The following is a 23667-nucleotide window of genomic DNA, read 5'->3' as shown; positions in this document are numbered from 1 at the left end:
CGGCCTGGCAGTCGCCGCGACGGATCTGAAGGAAACCGCAGCACACGCCTTACCCTTACTCCGTGGCACACGACGCGCCTGCGAGTGCAGCCCACAGCCAAGGGCGCTCTCTGCGCGGCAAGTACTGGTGGCTGCGGTGGGCCGTCCTCGCCGTCGCGGTCGTCGTGCTGAGCGTCGAACTCGGACTGGTGTGGGATCAGCTCGCCAAGGCGTGGCACAGCCTCTACACCGCGAAGTGGTGGTGGGTGCTGGCGGCGGTGGGCACCGCGCTGGCGTCGATGCACTTCTTCGGCGACATCCAACGCAAGCTGTTGCGGTCCGCGGGAGTTCCTGTGCGGCAATGGCGTTCGCAGGCCGCGTTCTACGCGGGCAATTCCCTGAGCACGACGCTTCCGGGCGGACCGGTGCTGTCGGCGACGTTCATCTACCGCCAGCAGCGGCTCTGGGGCGCCACTCCTGTCATCGCCTCCTGGCAGCTCGTGATGTCGGGCGCGTTGCAGGTGATCAGCCTGGCGTTGCTGGGGCTGGGCAGCGCGTTCTTCCTCGGCGCCAAGCACAACCCGTTCTCGCTGATCTTCACGCTGGCCGGGTTCATCATGCTGATCGTGCTGGCGCAGGCGGTGGCCTCGCGACCGGATCTGCTCGACGGCATCGGGGTGCGGGTGCTGTCGTGGGTGAACTACGTCCGCGCGAAACCCGCCCACAGCGGGGTGACCAAATGGCGTGAGACGCTGGCTCAGCTCGAGTCCGTGAGGCTGAGCAAGCGCCAGCTCGCGGTCGCGTCCACCTGGTCGATGTTCACGTTGGTGACCGGCGTGGGGACGCTGTTGTTCGCCTGTTACGCGGCCGGCGGGCGACCGTCACTGCTCGGGGTCGTCGTCGCCTACGTCGCCGCGCGCGCGGTCGGCTCGATCCCCCTCATGCCCGGCGGGTTGCTGGTGGTGGAGGCGGTGCTGGTGCCCGGCCTGGTGTCAAGCGGGATGACGCTGGCCTCGGCGATCTCGGCGATGCTGATCTTCAGGTTGATCAGCTGGATCTTCATCGCCGCGATCGGATGGGTGGTGTTCTTCTTCATGTTCCGCACCGACACCGACGTCGACCCCGACGCATGCGACCGGCAGTAGCCGCTCTCGGCGCCGTCGCGCTGATCGCCGCATGTTCGCAGGGCACCGACCGCCCCGCCGCGACATCGCCTGCCCCATCCTCGCCCCAGACCACGACGGCATCGGCGGCGCAGGGACCGAAAAGAGGCCCTGCCCCGTCGGTGGCCACCCCGATCGTCGGCGACGCCATCAGCCAGCCCGTGCCGGTGCGCGCCACCGACGGCAAGAAGCACCTGGTGTACGAGATCAGCCTGACCAACACGCTGCCGCACCCGTTGACCATGAAGTCGATCACCGTGCTGGACCGCGACGTCGCCCTGCTCGACCTCCGGGGCGACCAGTTGGCGCATTGGTCACGGATCATCGGAACGCCGAGCCCCACAACGACACTCGGTCCCGCGCAGACGGCAGTCGTGTTGTTCGACGTCAGCCTCGACGACGACGTGCAGACCCCGAGTCGGCTCACACACGCCGTCGCACTGACCAATCCCGACCCGCAAGATCCACTCTTTCCCGCCGAGCAGACCGTCGACATCGCCCCGGTCGAAGTTCAACCCCGCGAACCCGTCGCCATCCGGCCCCCGTTGCGGGGGCCGAACTGGGTCGACGGCGGCGGGTGCTGCGGCACCAGCGCCCACCGCACGGCGCTCAACCCGGTCAACGGCCGGCTGTGGGCCGCGGAACGATTCGCGATCGACTACGTCCAGCTCGACCCCGACGGACGCCTGGTCACCGGGGACTCGTCGAAGCCCGAGAGTTTCGCCTACTTCGGCGCCGACATCCACGCCGTCGGTGACGGGCGGGTGATCTCCGTGCTCGACGGCTTGCCCGAGCAGGTGCCCGGCCGCGACCCGACCGGCTTACCGCTGAACCAGTACGCAGGCAACCACGTCGTCCAGGACCTCGGTGACGGGAACTACGCGCTGTACGCCCATATCAAAACCGGCACCGTGGCCGTCAAACCCGGTGACCGACTGACCGCGGGGCAGGTGATCGGCAACGTCGGCAACACCGGCAATTCCACCGCACCACACCTGCACTTCCAGGTCATGAGCTCACCGGACCCGTTGGGCTCCAACGGGTTACCGTTCGTATTCGACAACTTCCGGCTCGACACGAGGCTCGTCGACGACGATGACACAATCGGTGCCCTCTTCGAGGGCGCCCCCGCACAGTTTCAGCCCACAGTCGCCCCTCGTGACGAAAAGAGCGCCATGCCTTTGGAACTGGATGTGATGACCTATGCCGATCGATAGCTCAGAACAGGCGCGGCCCGCCCTGACCGCACTGGCCACCGACGTGGTCTGCCTGATCGTGTTCGCCACCATCGGGCGGCGCAGCCACGACGAGGGCCTAGATCTGGGTGGTATCGCCGAGACCGCGTGGCCGTTCGTGTCCGGCGCCCTTGCCGGTTGGGTGTTCTCGCTCGGTTGGCGGCGTCCCTATGCGCTGATCCCGACCGGCATCGCGGTGTGGGTGTGCACCATCGTGCTGGGGATGCTGCTACGCAAGCTCACGTCTGCCGGCGTGGCGCCGAGTTTTGTTGTTGTGGCCTCTATTTCGACGGCCGTGCTGTTACTCGGCTGGCGTGTGGGGATCCACGTCATGACTCGCCGCTGACACCGTAAGGGTCGCGCAGGCCGCCCAGCGGTCCGTCGGAAAGCTCGATGCGACCGCCGTGCAGCGCCGCCTGCTGCGCCACGAGGGCAAGCCCCAGACCCGAGCCGCCGGGCGCAGCGGTGCTGCCGCGGGAGAAGCGGCCGAGGACGGCCTTGTGCTCGTCGGCGGGAAGGCCACACCCGTTGTCGTCGACGACGATCGTCTTCGTGGCGTTCAGCCGGCGCGGCAAGCACGATGCGGCTGGCCCTGCCGTGGGTTATCGCATTGCGCACCAGGTTGTCGACCGCCAGACGCAGCCCGCCGGGCCAGCCCCAGATGGTGCCCAGGTCGTCATCGGCTTCGACCTCGATGTCGACGGCACCGCCTGCGCGGACGTTCTCGCGGGCCACGCGGTCCAACAACTCTGCGACATCGATGGTTTCGCGGTCCTCGGCGCCCGCGAGTTGTCCCGAGGCCAACTGTCCGGGCGCGGTGATGATCGCCTCCACCCTGCGCTGGGCCCGCGAGAGGTCCTGCACCACCTCGGCCCGCTCGTCGGCGGGCAGGTTCGTGGATGCGCAGCGTGTCGAGGTCCGCGCGCATCGCGGTCGTTGGACAGCAGACGCAACGCTTCCTTACCGGTCGCGGCGACCCGCACGTCGAACCCCGAGTGGCGCAATCCGCGCGAGACCGAGGTCCTGACGTCCGGGTCATCGTCGACCATCAGCACGGTGGGGCCCGCACCCTCCTGCCGAGCGGATGGCCCAGGTGTCAAACGGACGCAGGCCTAGCTGTCGGCGAGGCCGTCGCCGTCGGTGTCACCGCAGCGGTTCTTGATGTCGACCAGCGGCTGACGGATCCCCGTCAGGTCGGCCTTGACCGTAGGGTTGGCGTTCAGGTAGTCCTGCACCTTGCCCCGGACCTCGTCGCGCGGCAGGCCCTCGAGGCTGGTGAAGAACCAGTTCACCTCCGGATGCGTGAACAGGTATGCCGATGTCGACGCCGAGACGCCGGAGGCCACGCCGGCGAGATCGGCCGCGGTGCAGTTCGGTGGCTCCGCGGCCGCGAGGGGCGTCGCACCGAGGAACATCGCACCGGCGATCGCGCCGGTGCCGACCGCGCCAGCAACCGCACGACGCGCAGAACGGGCCGAGAGAAACATGGGTGAGCTCCTTCATCGGAAGTGGGGTGGCCGTAACCAGGGTGGTTAGCGACGTCTACCAACTGGGACCAACGAAGAAAAGCTAAGCAGATTGTCGGCAGACTTTCTTGCCTTGCGGTCAACGAAACACCGACAACACGAAATCCGCAGCTGAAACCCCTCGGCGACGAGTGGCTGTGCGTCGTTTCGGGTCAGGGCAGCCCGGCGATGGCCGATGACGGTGAATGCGAGTTGCCCTGCGAAACCGGTGACGCCCCATGCGGTTGGACCGTGGCGTCCGGTGCGGTCAGCGCCGGGGTCCTCGCGGTCGGTGCCTGCGCCGGCAAACCCGCGGGAAGACCTGCGCCCTGCTGCTGAGCGGCCTGCATCAGACCCATCACCTGGGGCAGGGTCAGCGGAAGTTTGCACTTGCCCGACAGGCTGGCCAGCGGCTGCTGCAGCTGCTGTAAGTCCTCGGCGACTTCCGGGTTGGCGTCGAAGTACGCCTTCAGGGCGCCCAGCGACTGCGGCCCGGCCTGCTGTTTGGAGATCGTCGTCAACGCCTGGTTCGTCTGCGGGTGCGCGTCGAGGTAGTCACCCGTCGAAGTGGCGACGTCGCCGATCGTCCTGGCAACTTCGCTGGCCGCGCACGGGTCATTCGCGGCGGTCGCCGACGGAGCAGACGAGAGGGACGGCAGCACCAGCGCGGCCGCCACGGCTCCGCCCGCGGCAGAGGCAGCGACGACGCCGACGACGCTGCGACGTATCAGCCCGGCGGTCGTTTTCATGACAACTCCTAACGATTTGCGGACGATCTCCAACGGCCCGCAAATGCTCTCGCGATGGACGGCAATCAGTCCCCGACGCCGAAAACGGCCAAGCCACATCCTGCCACCCGTCGCGTCACCCCCGCCAATTCAGCGGGGTGACGGCCCCATGAGCGCCGGTCCGCGCGCGACGGCAGTAACGCCGATGGGCTTGGTTGCGAGAACGAATCGGGACATCGTGGGGCGTTGCTGGCACACCGTTCAGGCACCCTGAGAGGAGATCGAAGGGACCGGCACCTTACCGCAGGTTGTTGTACGCTTCGGCTACGAAACGCCGGGGAGAAAGCGGGGAATCCAATCCAGCAATTCATGTTGCGCTTGAGTAGCAAACTGCGCAGATATCGCTGGGCGGTATTCGCCGTATGGGTGCTCCTGCTCGTCCCGTCGATCTGGCTGGCGCTCAACCAGTCGAGTCACCTCACGGGTGGGGGCTTCGAGGTCGAAGGCTCCCAGTCGCTGCGCGTGCAGCACGAGCTCCAGGAGCACTTCCCCGATCAGGGCGCCTCGCCGCTGGCGTTGGTCGCCGCACCGCGCGCCGACGCCTCGTATCAGGACATGAACGACGCCGTCGCTCACCTCGAACGCCTCGCCGCCGAGGTGCCCAGCGTCAAAATCGTTCCGAACCCGCAGCAGCCCCCGCCGCAGCCGGACCGGCCCTACGTCGTCACGCTGCAGCTGGACTTCGACAACACCGGCGCAGTGGACGTCGCCAAACAACTCCGTCAGAAGGTCGGTATCGACGGCGAGGACCCCGGCGAGATCGAGAACGGCAGGGTCAAGCTGTACGTCATCGGCCAGGGTGCTCTGGGCGCGGCCGCGACTCAGGCCACCAAACACGACATCGCGCAGGCAGAGCGGTGGAATCTGCCGATCGTCCTGATCGTCCTGCTCGCCGTGTTCGGGTCGCTGGCCGCGGCGGCCGTGCCGCTGTTGCTGGGCATCTGCACCGTCGTGGTGACGATGGGGATCGTCTACCTGCTTTCGATGTTCACGACGATGTCGGTGTTCGTGACGTCGACCGTGTCGATGTTCGGCATCGCGGTGGCGATCGACTACTCGCTGTTCATCCTCATGCGATTCCGCGAGGAACTGCGCGCCGGCCGCGATCCGGAGCAGGCCGCCGACGCCGCGATGGCCACGTCGGGCCTGGCGGTGGTGTTGTCCGGGCTGACCGTGATCGCCTCGGTGACCGGGATCTACCTCATTCAGACCCCGGTGTTGGAGTCGATGGCCACCGGCGCCATCCTCGCCGTCGCGGTCGCGGTGCTCACCTCGACGACATTGACGCCGGCCGTGCTGGCGACGTTCGGGCGGTCGGCGGCCCGACGCTCGTCGTACCTGCATTGGTCGCGACGCCCCGAAGCCACCCAGTCCCGGTTCTGGACGCGCTGGACCGGCTGGGTGATGCGCAGGCCGTGGCTATCGGCGATGGCCGCCGCCGCGCTGCTGATCACGCTGGCCGCCCCCGCGTTCTCGATGATGCTCGGCAACAGCATGCAGCGTCAGTTCGAGCCGACCCACGAGATCCGCGGGGGCGTCAACGCCGCGGCCGAGGCGCTCGGCGCCGGCGCACTGGGTCCGGTCCGAGTGCTGGTGGCCTTCCCCGACGGCAACGCCGCGTCGGCGCCCGCCAAGGAGCCGCTGCTCGACGCGATTCGCCAGCGGATGGCGCAGGGTCCCAACGTGGTGTCGGTCAGCCCGCCGTCCTTCGGCGAGGACTACCGGCACGCGCTGTTGTCGGCGGTGCTGTCGGTCGACCCCGAGGACATGGGCGCACGCGAGACGGTCGACTGGATGCGCGCGGAGTTGCCATCGACCCCCGGAACCGAGAACGTGCAGATCGACGTCGGCGGTCCGACCGCTCTGATCAAGGATTTCGACGACCGGGTCTCTGCCACTCAGCCACTGGTGTTCCTGTTCGTAGCGATGATCGCGTTCTTCATGCTGCTCGTCGCGATCCGCTCGGTGGTCCTGGCGCTCAAGGGCGTTCTGATGACGGTGCTGTCGGTGGCCGCCGCCTACGGCAGCCTGGTGGTGGTGTTCCAGTGGGGCTGGCTCGAAGACCTGGGCTTCGACCGGATCTCGTCGCTGGACAGTACGATCCCGCCGCTGGTTCTGGCGATGACGTTCGGTCTGTCCATGGACTACGAGATCTTCTTGCTGACCCGCATCCGTGAGCGCTTCCTGCTGACGCGCAACACGCGCGACGCGGTGGCCTACGGCGTGAGCACCAGCGCGAGGACCATCACCAGCGCCGCCCTCATCATGATCGCGGTGTTCATCGGGTTCGCGTTCGCAGGGATGCCGCTGGTCGCTCAGCTGGGTGTGGCCTGCGCGGTGGCGATCGCCGTGGACGCGACCGTCGTCCGGCTGGTCCTCGTGCCGGCCCTGATGGCGATGTTCGACGAGTGGAACTGGTGGCTACCGCACTGGCTGGCCCGCATCCTGCCGTCGGTGGATTTCGAGAAGCCACTGCCCAAGGTCGACACTCCCAATCTGATCATCATCCCCGACGATCTCTCGTCGCTGGGACCGACCGGATCCGAGCTGCGCACCGTCGTCAAGTCGGCGGCCAAGTTGAAAACCCTTGTACCGCAGGCTGTCACGGTCGCCGACCCGCTGGCCTTCAGCGGCTGCAGTCCGGACGCACCGACCACGAAGATGCGCAGCGTCGGACGGCTCAACGCCGGGCACCGCGGCGGCGGCGGTACCGCGCTGGCCACCGCCCCGCCGCCGGTGCATCCGGTGACGATGTGGCGGGGCCGGCTGGCGGTCGCCCTCGACGCGCTCGAGACCGCATCGGAATGCGAGCACGCCACGATGGAGCGGCGCAGTCCGATGGAAACCACCAATGTTCAACTGCCGACCGGCGACCGGCTGCAGATCCCGACGGGCGCGGAGACGCTGCGGCTGAAGGGCTACCTCATCATGTGCCGCAACACCGCACGCGACTACGCCGAGTTCGCCGACCTCGTCGAGTGCACGGACACGCGCACGGCGGCAGAAGTACTGAGCACAATGGACCGGTACTACTCTGGTTCACAGTCAAGAAAGCAGTGGGTGGCGACTCAGCTGGTACGCCGACTGGCCGACCCTGCGCCTTCGGACGAGCACGATACCCGGATGTCCGGTCCGGAGGCGGAGGCGGAGTGGGCGAAAGTGCGAGAGCGCTGCCTTTCGGTGGCGGTCGCGATGCTGGAGGAGGCGAGGTGACGGTGACTCCCGACATTCGGGATGCCCGCCGCCGCGAGGGTGTCTCCGCAGAGCAGAGCTCGGGACCGCCCGCTACACAGGCCGCTGACGAGCGCCCGGTCGAGTTCTGGCCGACCGCGGCCATCCGCGCGGCCCTGGAGACCGACGACCTCGCGGTCTGGCAGCGCATCGTCGCGGCCATCAAGCGAGACCCGTTCGGCCGTACCGCGCGTCAGGTCGAGGAGGTCCTCGAGACGGCACGACCGTACGGCGTGTCCAAAGCGCTGGCCGAGGTGCTCACCCGAACCCGCGAACATCTGGAGGCCAACGAGCGCGAGGAGGTGGCCCGACACATCCGCGCGCTGTTGGAACACTCCGGGCTGGGGCGCCAGGAGTTCGCATCGCGGATCGGCGTGCCCCCCGATGAGTTCGCGTCGTTCCTCGGCGGCCAGACCAGCCCGTCGGCGTCGTTGATGGTGCGGATGAAGCGACTCTCGGAGCGGTTCGCGCGGATGCGTTCGAACCGGCCCAACGGCTGACGGCCCGCCGGCTGGGTATACGCCGGGAATGGACCTCGAGCAGATTCTGCGGGAGACCCGCACGGTGGCGATCGTCGGCGCATCGCCGAACCCCGACCGGGCCAGCCACGAGATCTGGACCTACCTCAAGGCGGTCGCCGATTACGACCTGTACCTGGTCAATCCGACCGTCAGCGACATCGAGGGCACCCCGGTCTACCCGTCGCTGGCCGATCTGCCGGTGGTGCCGGACCTCGTCGACGTGTTCCGCAGGCGCGAGCATCTGCCCGCGGTGTTGCAGGACGCCATCGCGGTCGGAGCCAAGGTGTTGTGGCTGCAACTCGGCCTCTGGGACGAGCAGGTCGCCCGCGACGGCGAGGCGGCCGGGTTACACGTTGTGATGGACCGCTGCATCAAGGTCGACCACGCCCGGCTGCTTCGCTAGCCGATCCGTCACCGCGCGTGGATCGGCGACACGTTGTCGACCAACCATCGACCGTCGGTCTTGGACAACGTGACCCGCAACGCCAGCACCGCGGTGTCCGGCGGTTTCCCCGGCGAATTCTGGGTGGCGTGCAGGATCACCGCGACGCTGGCGGCGCCCGGGCCGATCGCCTCGACGCCCGCTGAGACGGTGCTCGCCTGGGCCGACACGTTGCGGTTCGCCAAATCCTTTGCCACCGTGGCGAACTCGTCCTTGAACGCGTCGGCGCGTTCCGGAGACATCATCGCCGCCGCGCGGTCGATCGACGCAGTCGGACTCTGCGGGGTGAACGTGGCCGATGCTTCGGCCACACTGCTGGCGATGCCGACGACCTCGGTGCTGGCGTTGCGCAGCGCGCGGTCGGGCACCGTCCACTGCAGATAGCCGACGAGCACTGCGGCCGCCACCGCCGCCGTCGCGACCGCGACCACTCCCAGCCTCAGGCCCGGGCCGTCGTCGTCGGTGCCGACGGTCACCGCATCGCGGCGCGCCAGCACCACGTTGATCACGACGCCCTGGGTGATCAACAAGCACAACACCGAACAGACGGACACCCACCAGAGCGGCCATGCCAAGGCGATGCCGATGTACACCAGCGCCGCGGCCGCGGCCACCGGAGGGGCGATGTCGAACGCGGCGACCCGCAAGACGTTCCTCATCGGATCGGCTCCAACCGCGAGATCATCAGCTTGCCGTCCACGTCGGACACGTCTAGCCGCAGGTTCCAGCGCACCGTCCTGGGCTCATCCCCACCCACGTTCTCGCTGACCGATGTCGCCACCACCATGACGGTGTCGGTGCGCGACGCGAACTCCGCAAGCTCGGGCTGAGGTCGCCGCGGCGGCGCCCCGTCCGGGCCCGGCGGCGGGTGATGGATCGACTCGACCGCGACCGAGTCGATCTGCCCGGTGGTCTGCGACTGCAGGGTCTGCACGAGCTTGCGGTACGGCTCGACGGCCGAGTCGAAATCCGCGTTGAGCTGACCGACGGTGCCTTCGTGCAGCCGGATCATGTCGGCCTGCACGGTGTCCTTGTCCATGTTGATCAGCACGTTGGTCCAGTCGACCGCGGTCTGCATGACGCGGGCGCGGTAGCGCAACTCGTCGGTGTGGTCGTGGTGCTGGACCCAGATCAGGGCGGCCAGTGCCACCGCCACGACCGAGATCAGCCCCAGTACCGCCGATGCGACGCCGTACTTGGTGAAGACGGGGCCGTCCTCGACTGCGGTGGGCGCGTCCTCGGGCATGCGCGTGAGGGTACCGGGCTGCGGCGCGAACGCCCGTGAGCGGTCAACGTCACACCCGCCTCGCGCTGGAGAAAACGACAAGACGGGTATGCAGGCATGCGACCGGCGAAGAAAGGGATGCGTGGCCAACTACCTGATTGCCGCCAGCCCGATCCCCGGGCACGTCATGCCACTGCTGCACGTCGGCGCAGACCTGCTGCAGCGCGGTCACCACGTCACCGTGCTGACGGACGCCGACCACAAGGACGCGGTGGCCGAGAGGGGCCTCGCGGCCCTGGAGCTGCCGGACGCGGCTCGCCCCAAACGAGACGACAGCGCTCTGCGTGGCCTACCGCCGCTGCTCGACCGCTGGTACCGAGGGCGCACCGAGATGCGCTCGGTGTTCATCGAGCCGCTGGCGGCGCAGTACTGGGCGTTGCGCAAGGCGCTGCGCCATGACCACTTCGACGCGGTGCTGTGCGATGTCGCCTTCACCGGCGCCCTGCCGCTGTTGACCGGCCACCGGCCCCGGCCGTGGATTCTGGTGTGCGGCGTCGGCCCGCTGACCTTGTCGAGCGTCGACGCACCGCCGTTCGGAACGGCGTGGGCCCCGCGTTCGGACCTCAACTACGAACCGATGACCTGGGTGACCCACCGGGTGCTGTTCGGCGACGTCCGCGCCGATCTGAACGCCGCGCTCGCCGCCGTCGACGCCCCGCCGTCTCCGGTTTTCCTGACGGACTGGCCCGTGCTCGCCGACCGGCTTCTGCAGTTCACCGTGCCGTCGCTGGAGTATCCGCGTAGCGATCTGCCGGCGAACGTCGTCTACACCGGCCCGGTGATACCGCGGCCCGCAGCTCAGAAGCGGGGACTGCCGTGGGATCCGGCCGGCGATCCGCGCACGGTGGTCCACGTCAGCCAGGGCACGTGGGACAACGACGACCTCCACGCGCTCGTCGTTCCCACCGTCGAGGCGCTCGCCGGCCGCGAAGATCTCCTGGTGGTCGCGACGACGGGACGCGAGGGCCGCACGACGATTCCGGGCCGAGTGCCCGCGAACGCCTACGTCACCGACTTTCTGCCCTATGCCGAACTACTGCCGCACGTCGACGTGATGATCACCAACGGTGGATACGGCGGTGTGCACCAGGCGCTCTCGCACGGCATCCCCCTGATCGTCGCCGGCGGTTCGGCCGACAAACCGGAGGTCGCCGCCCGGGTGGCCTACGCGCGGGCGGGTATCAACCTGGGCACGTCCCGGCCCGGCCGCGCCGAGATCGTCGGCGCGCTCGAGGCGATCCTCGGCACCGGTGCCAACCGCGCCGCGGCGCGCCGGTTGAGCCGCGAGATCCGCGCCGTGAGCGCCTTCGACCGCATCGCCGAGACGCTGGCTGGTCTGGCGGTGCCGCAGCGGCCAGTCAAGCCGGCAGGGCGTTCTGGCACCCTGGTGGGGTGACGGTAGAAGCAATCAGATCCGGCATCGACCTCAGCTACGTCGACGCCGACGCCCGCCCGCAGGACGACCTGTTCGGCCACGTGAACGGCCGCTGGCTGACCGAGTACCAGATGCCCGGCGACCGGGCAACCGACGGTGCGTTCCGATCGCTGTACGACCGCGCCGAGGAGCACGTGCGCGACCTCATCACCGGAGCCGCAGCGTCCAACGCGGCAACGGGCACCGACGAACAGCGCATCGGTGATCTGTACGCCAGCTTCATGGACGAGCAGACCGTCGCCTCGCGCGGCGTCCAACCGCTGCTCGACGAATTGGCCGCGATCGATGCGGCCGACTCCCCCGACGCACTCGCCAAGGTGCTCGGGGCGTTGCAGCGCAGCGGAGTCGGCGGCGGCACGAGCGTCTACGTCGACACCGACTCCAAGGACTCGACCCGCTACCTGCTTCATCTGACCCAGTCGGGCCTTGGCCTGCCCGACGAGTCCTACTACCGCGACGAGCAGCACGCCGAGATCCTGGCCGCCTATCCGCAGCACATCGCGGCGATGTTCGAGTTGGTGTACGGCGCAGGCGATCACGCCGACACCGCCGCCCGCATCGTGGCGCTGGAGACCAAGCTGGCCGCCGCGCACTGGGACGTCGTCAAGCGGCGCGACGCCGACCTCACCTACAACCTGCGCACGTTCGCCGAGCTGCCGACCGAAGCGCCGGGTTTCGACTGGGCCGGTTGGGTGTCCGAACTCGGGACCACCCCAGAGAAAGCCGCAGAAGTCGTTGTGCGCCAACCTGATTACCTCACCACGTTCGCTGCCGAGTGGTCAGGCGGCGATCTCGAGGACTGGAAGCGTTGGCTGCGCTGGCGCGTCATCCACGCCCGCGCCTTCCTGCTGACCGACGACCTCGTCGCCGAGGACTTCGCGTTCTACGGCCGTCGGCTCTCGGGCACCGAGCAGATCCGCGACCGGTGGAAGCGCGCCGTGTCGGTGGTGGAGAGCCTGCTGGGCGACGCGGTCGGAAAGCTCTACGTGGAGCAACATTTCCCGCCGCGCGCCAAGGAACGGATGGACGAACTCGTCGCCAACATCCGCGAGGCATATCGCGTCAGCATCAACTCCCTGGACTGGATGACGCCGCAGACGCGGGAGAAGGCGCTGGCCAAGCTCGACAAGTTCACGCCCAAGATCGGATATCCGCGCAAGTGGCGCGACTATTCGGGCCTGGTGATCGAGCGCGACGACCTCTACGGCAACTACCGTCGCGGCTACGCGTTCGAATACGAGCGGGAGCTGCGCAAGCTCGGCGGGCCCGTCGACCGCGACGAGTGGTTCATGACGCCGCAGACGGTCAATGCCTACTACAACCCAGGCATGAACGAGATCGTCTTCCCGGCAGCGATTCTGCAGCCGCCGTTTTTCGACGCCGACGCCGACGACGCCGCCAACTACGGCGGCATCGGTGCGGTCATCGGCCACGAGATCGGGCACGGGTTCGACGATCAGGGCGCCAAGTACGACGGCGACGGCAACCTGGTCGACTGGTGGACAGACGAGGACCGCACCGAGTTCGGCGCGCGGACAAAGAAGTTGATCGAGCAGTACGACGAGTACGTGCCCCGGCAGTTGAGCAATGGGCACCACGTGAACGGCGCCTTCACCGTCGGTGAGAACATCGGCGACCTCGGTGGGCTGTCGATCGCGCTGCTGGCCTACCGGCTGTCGCTGAAGGGCGAGCCCGCGCCGGTCCTCGACGGGCTGACCGGTGAGCAGCGGGTGTTCTTCGGCTGGGCGCAGGTGTGGCGGACCAAATCCCGTGACGCCGAAGCGATCCGGCGTCTGGCGATCGACCCGCATTCACCGCCGGAGTTCCGGTGCAACGGCGTCATCCGCAATATGGATGCGTTCTACGAGGCGTTCGACGTCACCGAGGACGACGCGCTCTACCTCGAACCCGAACGCCGCGTCCACATCTGGAACTAGCGGCCCCAGAACGCCGCGAGACTACGGTTTTTGACGGGGTCACTCGCGATTCCCATCAGAAACCGTAGTCTCGGCGCACCCGCTTTAGAACATCTGCCAGTCGGACGCGCCGTCGGGCTGGTTGTAGATCCCGGTCGAGTTCTTGATGACCACGGCGTCACCGCTGCCGAAGTTGTCGAAGAACCACTTCGCGTTGGCCGGGCTCAGGTTGATACAGCCGTGGCTGACGTTGCTCTCGCCTTGAGACCCGACCGACCACGGGGCGCTGTGCACGAAGACACCGCTGTTGTCGATGCGCACGGCGTCTTTCACCTTGAGCTTGTAGCCCTCGGGTGAGTCCACGGGCACGCCGTACGTCGACGAGTCCATCACGATGTCGGCGAACTTCTCCAACACGTAGTACGTACCGTTCTTGGTGTCGTGGCCCTTCTTGCCCATCGACACCGGGAACGTCTTCTCGAGCTCGCCGTTGCGATGGATATACATCTGCAAGGAGTCATTGTCGATGGTGGCGACGAGCTGTTCGGGCACGGTGAAGCTGGACTTCGTGCCGGAGGCGTCGATGTTGACCACCGTGCCCGCGGGCCAGAAGTCCTGCGGACGCCACCGCACCTGGGTGTCACTGGTCCAGTAGAACCGGCCGGGCACGGGCGGGTTCGACGAGATGTGGATGGCACTCTCGGCCATTTGACGGTTGGCGATCGGCCGCTGGAAGTTGATGTAGATCGGTTTGGCGGCGCCGACGATCGAACCGTTGGTCGGGTTGAAGGACGGCGGCGCGAACACCGGTGCGCCGACGTACGGCGTGGGGTTCTGTCCGGCCGGGGTGCCCTCCGGAATCGGCTGCTGCTGAGCCAGCGGATCGGGCGGGGCGAAGAACGGGTTCGACGGCGGCGGAGGCGGCGGATTCTCGGCGGCCGGGGCCGGCGGAGCCGGCGGCGCTGGTGCAGCGAACGGATCCGCCGGTGGGGCCGGCGGGAACACCGGTGCGGGTGGCGGCGCCGCGGCGACGGCCGGATCGACCGGCGCCGGCGGTGGCGGTGGCGGGACACCCGGCTGAGCGAGCGCTGACGGGCTCGCCAGCATCCCCCCGACGACGCTCGCCGCCGCCATCGCAGTGAGCAGCCGACTGCGCTTTACCCTGCGCATACACAACCTCCCAGTCGCAGAACTCCAACCAGTGTGGCATAACGCCCCGGGCATCCCCGCCCGTCGGCGCGCCCCTCCACCTCGGGCAAACGCTCGATCCACACTCGTGACCTGCACTGTTCATCGGTCACGGGCGCAAAGTGTTAGCAGCGCAGCTACCAGGCCGCTCGCCGGTGGCAGGCTTGTCGCATGATTGTGGCCTTCAGCGTGAGCCCGACGGGTGGCGACGACAGCGTGGGCGACGCGGTCGCCGAAGCGGTCAGGGTGGTCCGCGAGTCGGGTCTTCCGAATGAGACCAACGCGATGTTCACCAACATCGAGGGTGACTGGGACGAGGTGATGGACGTCGTGAAGCGCGCCGTCGACGCGGTGGCCGCAGCCTCTCCGCGGGTGAGCCTGGTACTCAAGGCCGACATTCGCCCCGGCCACACCGACCAGTTGACGGCGAAGGTCCGACGGATCGACGAGGCCCTGGGCTCCTAGGAACGCACAAGCCGCGCGATGGCGGCAGAGGCCTCGGCCAGCTTCGTGTCGGCCCCCTCACCGCCTTCGGCGACCGCCTGGGCCACGCAGTGTCCGAGATGCTCGTCGAGCAGACCGAGCGCGACCGACTGCAGCGCGCTGTTGACGGCGCTGATCTGGGTGAGCACGTCGATGCAGTACTTGTCGTCCTCGATCATCTTCGCGATGCCGCGAACCTGGCCCTCGATTCGACGCAACCTCTTGGCGTAGTTTTCCTTCTGCTGCGAATAGCCATGCGTCGCAGTCATGTTCAGCCCCTCAACATCTGATTCATCTGGTCGATCTCGGCCTGCTGCGTGTGGACGATCGTCTGAGCCAACCGCTTGGCGTCGACGTTCTCGCCGTTGGCCAGTTCCGCGCGGGCCATCTCGATCGCACCCTGGTGGTGGGCGATCATCGACTGCAGCCACAGGGTGTCGAATTCGGGGCCCGACAGGGTCTGAAGCTTGGCCATGGTGGCGTCGTCGACCATGCCCTGCATCGCACCGCCGTGTCCCTCGTGTCCGCCCTGCCCGGTGTCGGCGTCGGGGTTTTCCTGCCACTGCACGAGCAGCACCTGCATGGTGCGGATCTCGGGCTCCTGGGCCTTCGAGATCTGTTCGGCGAGCGCCTGCAACTCCGGATTCGTGGAGCGGTCCGGGACCAGTGCCGACAGTTCGACGGCTTGCTCGTGATGCGGGATCATGTTCGTCGCGAACGCGACATCGTCGGCGTTGTAGCCGGCCGGTTGCCCGCTGATCACCGGTTGGTCGGAATGCTCGTGGTCGGTGTGTCCGTCAGAGGCCGGGCTGGTGCACGATGCGAGCATCAGGGCGGTGGCGAGGGCGATCAGGGAAGCGGCGAGGCGAGCGATCAGCGACGTCATGAACCCGATGGTACCGGATACCCCACCGGGGTATAGATAACGGTTTGGCCGGGGGAAAACACCGAAGGCATACTTATTTGATGCCCTCAGAAACTCCCGGCACCGAAGCCCGCCGTCGGGCGGAACCCGACATCAAGCCCCGCAGCCGCGACGTCACCGACGGCCTGGAGAAGGCCGCAGCCCGCGGGATGCTGCGCGCGGTGGGTATGGAGGACGACGACTTCGCCAAACCGCAGATCGGCGTGGGTTCGTCGTGGAACGAGATCACCCCGTGCAACCTCTCGCTGGATCGGTTGGCCAAGGCCGTCAAAGACGGGGTGCACGCCGCGGGCGGATTCCCGATGGAGTTCGGCACCATCTCGGTGTCCGACGGCATCTCGATGGGCCACGAGGGCATGCACTTCTCGCTGGTCTCGCGCGAGGTGATCGCCGACAGCGTCGAGACGGTGATGCAGGCCGAACGCCTGGACGGTTCGGTGCTTCTGGCCGGATGCGACAAGTCGCTGCCCGGCATGTTGATGGCGGCCGCGCGCCTCGACCTGGCGAGCGTGTTCCTCTACGCCGGGTCGATCCTGCCCGGTAAGGCCAAGCTGTCGGACGGCACCGAACGCGAGGTGACGATCATCGACGCGTTCGAGGCGGTCGGCGCGTGCGCGCGCGGGCTGATGCCTCGCGAGGACGTCGACGCGATCGAGCGCGCGATCTGTCCCGGTGAAGGCGCCTGCGGCGGCATGTACACCGCGAACACGATGGCTTCGGCCGCCGAGGCGCTGGGCATGTCCCTGCCCGGCAGCGCGGCACCGCCGGCCACCGACCGCCGCCGGGACGGGTTCGCGCGGCGCAGCGGTCAGGCCGTCGTCGATCTTCTGCGGCGCGGCATCACCGCCCGCGACATCCTCACCAAGGAGGCGTTCGAGAATGCGATCGCCGTGGTGATGGCGTTCGGCGGGTCCACCAACGCCGTGCTGCACCTGCTGGCGATCGCCTACGAGGCCAACGTCAAACTGACGCTCGAGGACTTCACCCGGGTGGGCGCCAAGGTGCCCCACCTCGCCGACGTCAAACCGTTCGGCAAGCACGTGATGTTCGACGTCGACCACATCGGCGGCGTGCCCGTCGTCATGAAGGCGCTGCTGGATGCCGGTCTGCTGCACGGCGATTGCCTGACGGTCACCGGTCAGACCATGGCCGAGAACCTCGCCCACATCGCACCACCGGATCCCGACGGCAAGGTGCTGCGCGCGCTCAGCGACCCCATCCATCCGACCGGCGGTATCACGATCCTGCACGGCTCGCTGGCACCGGAGGGCGCGGTGGTCAAGTCGGCGGGTTTCGACTCGGACGTCTTCGAAGGCACCGCAAGGGTTTTCGAGCGCGAGCGCGCCGCATTGGACGCTCTGGAGGACGGCACCATCCAGGCCGGTGACGTCGTGGTCATCCGCTACGAGGGGCCCAAGGGTGGGCCCGGGATGCGCGAGATGCTGGCGATCACCGGCGCCATCAAGGGTGCGGGCCTGGGTAAGGACGTGCTGTTGATGACCGACGGCCGGTTCTCCGGCGGGACGACCGGCCTGTGCGTCGGCCACGTCGCGCCCGAGGCCGTCGACGGCGGTCCGATCGCGTTTCTGCGGGACGGAGACCGCATCCGCCTCGACGTGGCCAACGGCACGCTCGACGTTCTCGTCGATCCCGCGGAGTTCGACTCGCGCAAGGCCGGTTTCGAGCCGCTGCCACCGCGATACACCACCGGCGTGCTGGCCAAGTACACCAAGCTGGTCGGGTCGGCGGCGGTGGGCGCGGTCTGCGGATAGCGCAGGGCGCCGGCCACTCGACGACGGCTATCGAGGCGGCGGCGGATCGGTCGGTGTCAGCGCGATGGGCAGCCAGTACGTGCCCGGCCCCTGGCCCGGGCATCCCGGTGCGGGCACCGTGAAGGTGCGCTCACCGGAGAAGCTGCCGTCGCCGTTGGGCTTGAGCCAGTCCGAACGCTGCGTCGTCACGGTGCCGCCGCTGCCGTCGGGATTGCAGTAGAAGGGGTACTCGCCGGCGGACTCCCAACGATCGCCGTTCCAGCGGTATTCGAATTGCGCTGGCGCGTTGGGGTCTTGGGTGATCTCCGTCTCCCTCAACCAGCGGGCGACGCAGCCGTTGACATCGCAGTGAGTGGTGAAGAGTCCGAGCTGGGTGGCCGGATGCGCGGACGCCGGCGCACCGTTGAACGTCTGTCTCGCGTGATCGAGTAAAGCGTTGTAGTAGCCGTAGATCGGCACGGGTTCGGGACGGTCGGCGCTGGCTACGGGTGCCAGCCCCACCGCGGTGCAGCCGATGCCCATGGCCACGGACAGTGCTTGGGACTTCACCGGAGCTCCTTTTCGTCGGAGCCCTCCGCGGTCTGAGAACTCTGCGGCTCTGAATAACACAGCGCCACGTCGGATGTCGCCGATTCAGCGAGTTGTGCGCGCGGACGCCAGCCGGGCGATGCGCGGCAGTGCGATCGCACACACGGGCAGGTAGGCGGTCGCCCACCACGGCACGCCGAACACGATTCGGGATCCGCCGTTTTCAGCGATCACCTCATGGCGCGTGGCGCCGACGCCTGCGACCTTCCATGCCCAGCAGCGGCGGGGACGAAATTCTGTGATGGTGAACGGCAGCGCGACACCGACCGGCGTGAACACCCTGCCTTGCGATCCGAGGTGCAGCGCCCCGGCCTCGTCCAGCTCGGCACCCGACACGGTCGGCCCCCACTGAGGCCACGTGTCGAGGTCGGTGATGACGTCCCACACCGCTTCGGGAGCAGCGTCGATGCGTAACTCCACCGTCGGCATCCCGCGCCGGAATCCGAAGTCCATCTCTGGCAGATGCCCCGGCAAGTGGCGCGTTAAACGACGACTAGGGAGGCGGGGGATCGATGGGAGTCAGGGAGAAGGGCAGCCAGTGGGTGCCCGGTCCTTCTCCCGGACATCCCGCCCCGTCGATGACGAGGGTCCGCTCCCCGAAGAAGCTGCCGTCCGGGTTGGGGATCAGATAGTCCGAGCGAGTGGCCTGCACCGCGCTGCTCGGGTCGTGGCGATCGCACAGATAGGGATACTCACCGCTTGTCGCCCAACGGTCGCCGGTCCACCTGTACTCGTAGACCATCGGAGCGCCCGGATTGCGGGCATGGTCGTCCGCGTTGTTCCAGTGTGCGACACATCCGTTGACGTCACATTGAGTGGTCAACTCGACGGGCACGGTGATTGCGTTCATCGGCGTCGGACGGCCGTTGAACGTCTGCTTCGAGAAGTCGATGAAGACGTTGTAAAACCCGTACAGTGGCGGCGGTTCGGCGCGGTCCGCGTGCGCGACGGGAACCACGACCGCGGCTGCGGCGACGGCAAAGACGGCCACCGGCAACGATTTCGACATAGGACTGGGTAGCACACCGAGGCGATCAGTGCCCGCAGAATCGGTTGAAAAGTACGGGCAGGAATCGGGCGAGATGGTTCATTTCCTGCGCACAGTGCACCATCAAATCCCGCGGATCCGGAAGTTGACGCGCCGCGACCGGACGAATGACCCTGTCAGTCAACCGATTTCCGTGTCGAACGGCGACATGGCTTCCTCCCATCCAGAACCGTGAACGCATCTCGGCGCCGTCGGCCGTCTCGCGGACCTGATGCACCAGCCAGCCGACATCGACCGGGATGTCGCTGGATCCGAGTCGCGCGCAGATCGCCACACCGTCGCCGAGGTCGCCGAGTCCCAACTCGGACGGCTGCACGAACCGGATCGCAGGTCGGGTGAAGGCCGAACCGAGGTATTCCTGCACCAGAGACGTCCGACCGACGTACCCGCCTTGGCCGCCGCCGTCGGCCCAACGGACGGACACATGCGCGCGGGGATGCCACAGTTTGTAGCGGCGCGAGTCGCTGCCGTGCCACCCGAACCACCAGTCCCACATGGCCGGTGTGACGCCGGGCATGTCGGTGCGTACCGACACCTGAATACCGCCGTCGCGCAGGACGCCGTACCCGTTCTCGGTCTGCTGATATCCCTCGACACGCATCGCGGTGAGGTCGTCAAACGACGGAAGTGTCGGCTCGGCCTGGGGCCCGTGCTCCAACGCCTCGACGACATGTCGTGGAAGAGCGGCCATCTCGGGGGTGTAGAACTCCGCGAACTCGACGGAGAGGTCGTCGTCGCGGTAGCCGAGGTAGGACTTCACGTCACACCCTGCCCATCCAGCTGTAGAACCGCCCGTCGGGGTCGTATTGCGCGCGAACGTGATCGAGGCGGGTCATCGCGTCGTCGGTGGCGAACCGGGCCGGCCGCTGCCCGAGGTTCTCGTCGGCGAGTTGGATGCCCGTGGCCAGATGCGCCATGGCCGCCATGTTCGAGCAGGCCCAGTCCGCGTAGCGATCGTCGTCGGCGGCATCGTGCCAAACCGTGTACAACGCAAGATAGATGTCGTCCTCGAGGCTGTACGCCATGTCTTGGCGAGCAGGTGAGGGGCCCCAGTTCAACCACAGGAAGTGTGACGGGTGCGGGGGCAGAGTCTCGATGATGCGGCGAATCCCGGGCAGTAATTCGTCGGCGGATGCCGAGGTCCACATGTTGTCGGCGGCGTAGCGGTAGCCGGTCGGATAGTTGCTCATGACCCCGTCGTACCAGGTCGCGAGATCCGCCGGTGCGTATGGGACCGCGACGACGGCCCGGTCGCGCACCGGGCAGGTATCGAGCAACGCCAACGCTTGTTTCGCTTCGTCCTCCGAATCCGCGAACACCGGCGATGCCATGACGATCCCCGGCTGCTCGACTCCTGCGCCGGGCACGCTTCTGGACGCGACGATCTGCAACTCGACTCGTCGGTCGACGTCGGCGCTGATCGCCCTGGCCCAGGTGAAGATCTCGTCGGCCAATTCGATGGGATACACGTAGACACTGCTGCCGCAGATGGCGGGGCGCCGATACAGCTTGAGATGGAACGCGGTCACCACACCGAAGAAACCGGGTCCTGAACCTCTTGCTGCCCAGTACATCTCGGGGTGGCTGTCGGGGCTGCAGTGGATCCGCTCGCCGTCGGCGGTCACGACATCCAGTCCGATCACACTTTCGCAGGCCGGCCCGAGAATGCGACTGTTCCAGCCGTATCCGCCCTGCAGCAGATATCCGCCGATGCACACGCCCTTGCAATGTCCGGCCGGGAAGAACAGATCGTGGGCCTCCAGGTCCGCGGCCAGCAGGCTGCCGCCTTTTCCGGGCCCGACCACCGCCGTCATGCGCTCGGCGTCGATGGCGCAGTCGTTCAGGCGGCTGACGTCGAGCAGCATGCCGCCGTCGCGTACGTGATTACCCGCCCAGCTGTGCCCGCCCGAGCGGACACCGACCTGGAGGTCGTGTGCGGCCGCATAGCGCAGCGCGGCGACGACGTCGCCGACGTCAGCGGCTTGCACCACCACTTCGGGATAGCGGTCCGGGGTGCGCGCATTCCAGACGGTCGCGCGGCGAGCAGCCTCGTATCCGTCGTCGGAGCGGGGGAAGGAACGACCAGATGGGAGCGACATCCGGGACCTCCTTGGTCCGTATACCGAATCATTGTGAACCGGTATGCGGATCAATATAGTGAGGGCGTGACTCGTCCGGACGGAAATGAACGAACCGATGCGGGGCGGGAAGACGGCATACAGGTGCTGCGCCGCGCCGCAGCGGCACTGGACGAGATCGCCGCGGCACCCGGTCGGCTGCGGCTGGTCGATCTGGGCGCTCAGCTGGGTCTGGCCAAGTCGACCGCGCGCCGCCTGCTCGTCGGATTGGTCGAGGTGGGCTTCGCGGCGGTCGACGACCAAGGCCGGTTCTCGCTTGGGCATCGACTGCTCGGCCTCGGAAGTGCCGATGTCGCAGGGCTGGCCGCGGTGTTTCGGCCGACGCTCGAGGAGCTCGCGGCGACCACCGGGGAGACGGTCGATCTGTCGGTGTTGCGGGGCGGCGAGATGTTGTTCATCGACCAGCTGGAATCGGCACACCGGCTGCGCGCGGTGTCGGCGGTCGGCATGCGCTTTCCACTGGAGTCGACGGCCAACGGTAAGGCTGCGACGGCGTTGTTGAAGGGGGCAACTGAGGTGGCGTTCGATCGGGACGAGCACACCGTCGGGATTTCGGCCGCCGGTGTGGCGGGGCGTTCGGCCGGCGGACACGTCGTCGCCATCTCGGTACCCGCGCCGACCGAAAGGTTCGTGGCCCATGAGGAGCGGATCGTCGCGGCGCTGACGGCCGCGGCCGCGACGGCACCCTGGTCGAGGTGACTATTCGACGATGCGGGCGACGGCAAAGCCGTCCCAGCCTTTGAGCCCGACGGTCTGTATCGCAGCGGTTTCCAATTGCGGATGGTCACCCATCATCTCGAGCATCTCGCGCACGGCGCGGGCCTGGGCGTCGTCGGCGGCAGGCTCGAGTACGCGGCCGAAGCGAGCGATGTTGTCCACCACGATGATTGAGCCCGGCCTGCCCAGCTTGATGGCCCACTCGACGTAGGCGACGTTGTTCTCCTTGTCGGCGTCGATGAAGGCCAGATCGAACACGTCGCCGCGGTCGGCGAGCATCGGAAGTGTATCGAGTGCCGCGCCGACGATGATCTCGATGCGGTCCTGCACGCCGGCGCGGGCGAAGTTCTCCCTGGCGATCTCGGCGTGCTTGGGGTCGTACTCCAGGGTGACGACGTGGCCGGCCGACCCGACGCCGCGCGCGAGGTTGATGGTGCTGTAACCGGCGAGGGTGCCGATCTCCAGGACGCGGGTGGCCGAGGACAACGACGCCAACAAGTAGAGAAGCTTGCCGTGTTGGCCGGACACCTCGATGGGTGGCATGCCTGCGGCGTTACCGGACTCACGCGCGGCGCGCAGCGCGTCGTCTTCGGTGTGCAGGATGCGATTGAAAAGCTCGTCGAGCGTCTTCGAGTCGGGGTCGGACATCTGCGGAACGATAGCGGAAGCGCTTCTCGGCGGCGACGCCCGGCGGCTGGCCGAATAGGGGTTTGCTGGCGCCTGTGGCTGTGGCGGCTTGTCCGGTGACGGTTCGGCCCAGAAGCCGCGCTGGTGAGTAGCTCGTCGTCCGTGGCAGGAAGGTGTCGGACGTAGGTATCTGCGTCGAATGTGGCGAGCCGCAGCGATGAAAATTAGCGCGCTGGCCGGTGTTGCGGGTCGGGTAGCATTTGCCGGGTGATGCGGGAGGGAGCATGCCAACCGATCGGTGCGACGCTGGTGGCTGCGCGGATTGACGATGACTGAGACGCTGCGAATCGATACCGACCTGGTGCTCGAGGCCGGCGGGCGGTTGCGCGCGGTCGCGGATGCCATCCCTGAGCCGCCAGCTTCGTTCAAGCCGGCGGGTGGTGACGCCTTGTCGACGGCGATCGCTGCCAAGGTCGCCGAAGTGGTCGACCCGGCGATCGCTGAGCTGCCGGTCGTCAAGGCGGAGTTGGCGAAGTACGCGCAGAAAGTGGTCAACGCCGCCAACACCTACGACGCGGTGGACCGGCAGATTGCCGAGGAGATACGGAAGCGCGTCGAACAGCTCAGCGATGCGGCCAGGGAGGGACCGGAGACCGCGCTGTGAGTTATCCGCCACCGCCT

At 67.6% G+C, this 23667-nt stretch carries 25 protein-coding genes and 2 pseudogenes; 12 read left to right on the top strand and 15 right to left on the bottom strand.

Annotation, left to right across the window (positions count from 1 at the left end; translation table 11 throughout):
* Positions 1 to 62 precede the first annotated feature (62 nt).
* Genes AU198_RS16140 through AU198_RS16130 form a run of 3 tightly spaced genes read left to right on the top strand, consistent with a single transcriptional unit; the run spans position 63 to position 2723 of the window.
* Positions 63 to 1124 carry a lysylphosphatidylglycerol synthase transmembrane domain-containing protein gene (locus AU198_RS16140; RefSeq protein ID WP_064349190.1) on the top strand — a complete coding sequence of 354 codons (1062 nt, stop codon included), beginning with the start codon at positions 63 to 65 and terminating at the stop codon, positions 1122 to 1124.
* Positions 1109 to 2359 (top strand): M23 family metallopeptidase, encoded by a 1251-nt coding sequence (locus AU198_RS16135; protein ID WP_082691055.1) that lies wholly within the window; start codon positions 1109 to 1111, stop codon positions 2357 to 2359. Before AU198_RS16140 ends, AU198_RS16135 begins: the two co-directional genes overlap by 16 nt.
* Entirely contained in the window at positions 2346 to 2723 is a 378-nt protein-coding gene (locus AU198_RS16130) for a DUF3054 domain-containing protein (protein WP_064349187.1), read from the top strand. Before AU198_RS16135 ends, AU198_RS16130 begins: the two co-directional genes overlap by 14 nt.
* Here AU198_RS16130 and AU198_RS16125 read toward each other — a convergent pair.
* The 4 genes and pseudogenes from AU198_RS16125 to AU198_RS16115 all read right to left on the bottom strand — a co-directional run.
* Positions 2707 to 3317: pseudogene (locus AU198_RS16125) on the bottom strand (sensor histidine kinase); the annotation flags it as partial. The gene AU198_RS16130 and the pseudogene AU198_RS16125 overlap by 17 nt on opposite strands.
* A pseudogene (locus AU198_RS26675) lies at positions 3310 to 3426 on the bottom strand (DNA-binding response regulator); the annotation flags it as partial. The pseudogenes AU198_RS26675 and AU198_RS16125, both read right to left, overlap by 8 nt.
* A gap of 63 nt (positions 3427 to 3489) precedes the next feature.
* A complete protein-coding gene (locus AU198_RS16120; RefSeq protein WP_064349185.1) occupies positions 3490 to 3864 on the bottom strand; it encodes a heme-binding protein in 375 nt (124 codons plus the stop codon).
* A gap of 191 nt (positions 3865 to 4055) precedes the next feature.
* Positions 4056 to 4631, bottom strand: a complete 576-nt coding sequence (locus AU198_RS16115) for a hemophore (protein WP_064349183.1) — start codon at positions 4629 to 4631, stop codon at positions 4056 to 4058.
* A gap of 348 nt (positions 4632 to 4979) precedes the next feature.
* Here AU198_RS16115 and AU198_RS16110 point away from each other — a divergent pair, with 348 nt between their 5' ends.
* From AU198_RS16110 to AU198_RS16100, 3 genes are read left to right on the top strand one after another with little or no spacing between them, the layout of a single operon-like run.
* Positions 4980 to 7883: an MMPL family transporter gene (locus AU198_RS16110; protein WP_064349181.1), complete on the top strand. Its 2904-nt coding sequence runs from the start codon at positions 4980 to 4982 to the stop codon at positions 7881 to 7883.
* Positions 7880 to 8401 carry a transcriptional regulator gene (locus AU198_RS16105; RefSeq protein WP_064349180.1) on the top strand — a complete coding sequence of 174 codons (522 nt, stop codon included), beginning with the start codon at positions 7880 to 7882 and terminating at the stop codon, positions 8399 to 8401. The genes AU198_RS16110 and AU198_RS16105 overlap by 4 nt, the downstream gene beginning before the upstream one ends.
* Positions 8402 to 8429: 28 nt before the next feature.
* Complete coding sequence (locus AU198_RS16100) at positions 8430 to 8825, top strand: CoA-binding protein (RefSeq protein WP_064349179.1); 396 nt, start codon at positions 8430 to 8432, stop codon at positions 8823 to 8825.
* An 8-nt stretch (positions 8826 to 8833) separates the two neighbouring features.
* Here AU198_RS16100 and AU198_RS16095 read toward each other — a convergent pair whose 3' ends face one another.
* Together AU198_RS16095 and AU198_RS16090 are read right to left on the bottom strand one after the other, a co-directional pair.
* Positions 8834 to 9523: a hypothetical protein gene (locus tag AU198_RS16095; protein ID WP_064349178.1), complete on the bottom strand. Its 690-nt coding sequence runs from the start codon at positions 9521 to 9523 to the stop codon at positions 8834 to 8836.
* Positions 9520 to 10110: an Rv1363c family protein gene (locus tag AU198_RS16090; protein ID WP_064349176.1), complete on the bottom strand. Its 591-nt coding sequence runs from the start codon at positions 10108 to 10110 to the stop codon at positions 9520 to 9522. Before AU198_RS16090 ends, AU198_RS16095 begins: the two co-directional genes overlap by 4 nt.
* 121 nt (positions 10111 to 10231) lie before the next feature.
* Here AU198_RS16090 and AU198_RS16085 point away from each other — a divergent pair, with 121 nt between their 5' ends.
* Together AU198_RS16085 and AU198_RS16080 are read left to right on the top strand one after the other, a co-directional pair.
* The gene (locus AU198_RS16085; protein ID WP_064349174.1) at positions 10232 to 11545 is read left to right on the top strand and encodes a glycosyltransferase; all 1314 of its coding nucleotides are present in this window, start codon (positions 10232 to 10234) and stop codon (positions 11543 to 11545) included.
* The gene (locus tag AU198_RS16080; RefSeq protein ID WP_064349172.1) at positions 11542 to 13521 is read left to right on the top strand and encodes a M13 family metallopeptidase; all 1980 of its coding nucleotides are present in this window, start codon (positions 11542 to 11544) and stop codon (positions 13519 to 13521) included. Before AU198_RS16085 ends, AU198_RS16080 begins: the two co-directional genes overlap by 4 nt.
* A gap of 84 nt (positions 13522 to 13605) precedes the next feature.
* On the opposite strand, the gene AU198_RS16075 is transcribed toward AU198_RS16080, so the two are convergent.
* Entirely contained in the window at positions 13606 to 14670 is a 1065-nt protein-coding gene (locus AU198_RS16075; RefSeq protein ID WP_064349170.1) for a L,D-transpeptidase, read from the bottom strand.
* 189 nt (positions 14671 to 14859) lie between these two features.
* Between AU198_RS16075 and AU198_RS16070 the strand changes: the two genes are divergently transcribed.
* Complete coding sequence (locus AU198_RS16070; protein WP_064349166.1) at positions 14860 to 15153, top strand: MTH1187 family thiamine-binding protein; 294 nt, start codon at positions 14860 to 14862, stop codon at positions 15151 to 15153.
* Here AU198_RS16070 and ricR read toward each other — a convergent pair.
* A complete protein-coding gene (gene ricR, locus AU198_RS16065) occupies positions 15150 to 15440 on the bottom strand; it encodes a copper-sensing transcriptional repressor RicR (RefSeq protein ID WP_064349164.1) in 291 nt (96 codons plus the stop codon). The genes AU198_RS16070 and ricR overlap by 4 nt on opposite strands.
* Before the next feature lie 2 nt (positions 15441 to 15442).
* Positions 15443 to 16057 (bottom strand): DUF305 domain-containing protein, encoded by a 615-nt coding sequence (locus AU198_RS16060; protein ID WP_064349162.1) that lies wholly within the window; start codon positions 16055 to 16057, stop codon positions 15443 to 15445.
* Positions 16058 to 16137: 80 nt separating this feature from the next.
* Between AU198_RS16060 and ilvD the strand changes: the two genes are divergently transcribed.
* Positions 16138 to 17868 (top strand): dihydroxy-acid dehydratase, encoded by a 1731-nt coding sequence (gene ilvD / locus AU198_RS16055; protein ID WP_064349159.1) that lies wholly within the window; start codon positions 16138 to 16140, stop codon positions 17866 to 17868.
* Between the two features lie 27 nt (positions 17869 to 17895).
* Here ilvD and AU198_RS16050 read toward each other — a convergent pair whose 3' ends face one another.
* The 5 genes from AU198_RS16050 to AU198_RS16030 all read right to left on the bottom strand — a co-directional run bounded on the left by AU198_RS16050 (position 17896) and on the right by AU198_RS16030 (position 21603).
* Positions 17896 to 18390: an MBOE_33420 family protein gene (locus AU198_RS16050; RefSeq protein ID WP_156431636.1), complete on the bottom strand. Its 495-nt coding sequence runs from the start codon at positions 18388 to 18390 to the stop codon at positions 17896 to 17898.
* Positions 18391 to 18501: 111 nt separating this feature from the next.
* Positions 18502 to 18909 carry an SRPBCC family protein gene (locus tag AU198_RS16045; RefSeq protein WP_064349158.1) on the bottom strand — a complete coding sequence of 136 codons (408 nt, stop codon included), beginning with the start codon at positions 18907 to 18909 and terminating at the stop codon, positions 18502 to 18504.
* A gap of 40 nt (positions 18910 to 18949) precedes the next feature.
* Complete coding sequence (locus tag AU198_RS16040; protein WP_082691054.1) at positions 18950 to 19465, bottom strand: MBOE_33420 family protein; 516 nt, start codon at positions 19463 to 19465, stop codon at positions 18950 to 18952.
* 25 nt (positions 19466 to 19490) lie between these two features.
* Positions 19491 to 20264, bottom strand: coding sequence for a DAPG hydrolase family protein (locus AU198_RS16035; protein ID WP_064349157.1), 774 nt, complete (start codon positions 20262 to 20264; stop codon positions 19491 to 19493).
* A 1-nt stretch (position 20265) separates the two neighbouring features.
* Positions 20266 to 21603, bottom strand: a complete 1338-nt coding sequence (locus AU198_RS16030; protein ID WP_064349156.1) for an FAD-binding oxidoreductase — start codon at positions 21601 to 21603, stop codon at positions 20266 to 20268.
* A 66-nt stretch (positions 21604 to 21669) separates the two neighbouring features.
* On the opposite strand from AU198_RS16030, the gene AU198_RS16025 reads away from it, so the two are divergent.
* Positions 21670 to 22341 carry an IclR family transcriptional regulator gene (locus AU198_RS16025; RefSeq protein ID WP_064349155.1) on the top strand — a complete coding sequence of 224 codons (672 nt, stop codon included), beginning with the start codon at positions 21670 to 21672 and terminating at the stop codon, positions 22339 to 22341.
* On the opposite strand, the gene AU198_RS16020 is transcribed toward AU198_RS16025, so the two are convergent.
* Positions 22342 to 23007 (bottom strand): O-methyltransferase, encoded by a 666-nt coding sequence (locus tag AU198_RS16020; protein WP_064349154.1) that lies wholly within the window; start codon positions 23005 to 23007, stop codon positions 22342 to 22344.
* A 307-nt stretch (positions 23008 to 23314) separates the two neighbouring features.
* Between AU198_RS16020 and AU198_RS16015 the strand changes: the two genes are divergently transcribed.
* The gene (locus AU198_RS16015; protein WP_082691072.1) at positions 23315 to 23650 is read left to right on the top strand and encodes a type VII secretion target; all 336 of its coding nucleotides are present in this window, start codon (positions 23315 to 23317) and stop codon (positions 23648 to 23650) included.
* The last annotated feature ends 17 nt before the right edge of the window (positions 23651 to 23667 follow it).

The organism is Mycobacterium sp. GA-1199 (assembly GCF_001500045.1).
In the GTDB taxonomy this organism is placed as follows: domain Bacteria; phylum Actinomycetota; class Actinomycetes; order Mycobacteriales; family Mycobacteriaceae; genus Mycobacterium.
This window is presented reverse-complemented; position numbering and strand designations above follow the sequence as displayed.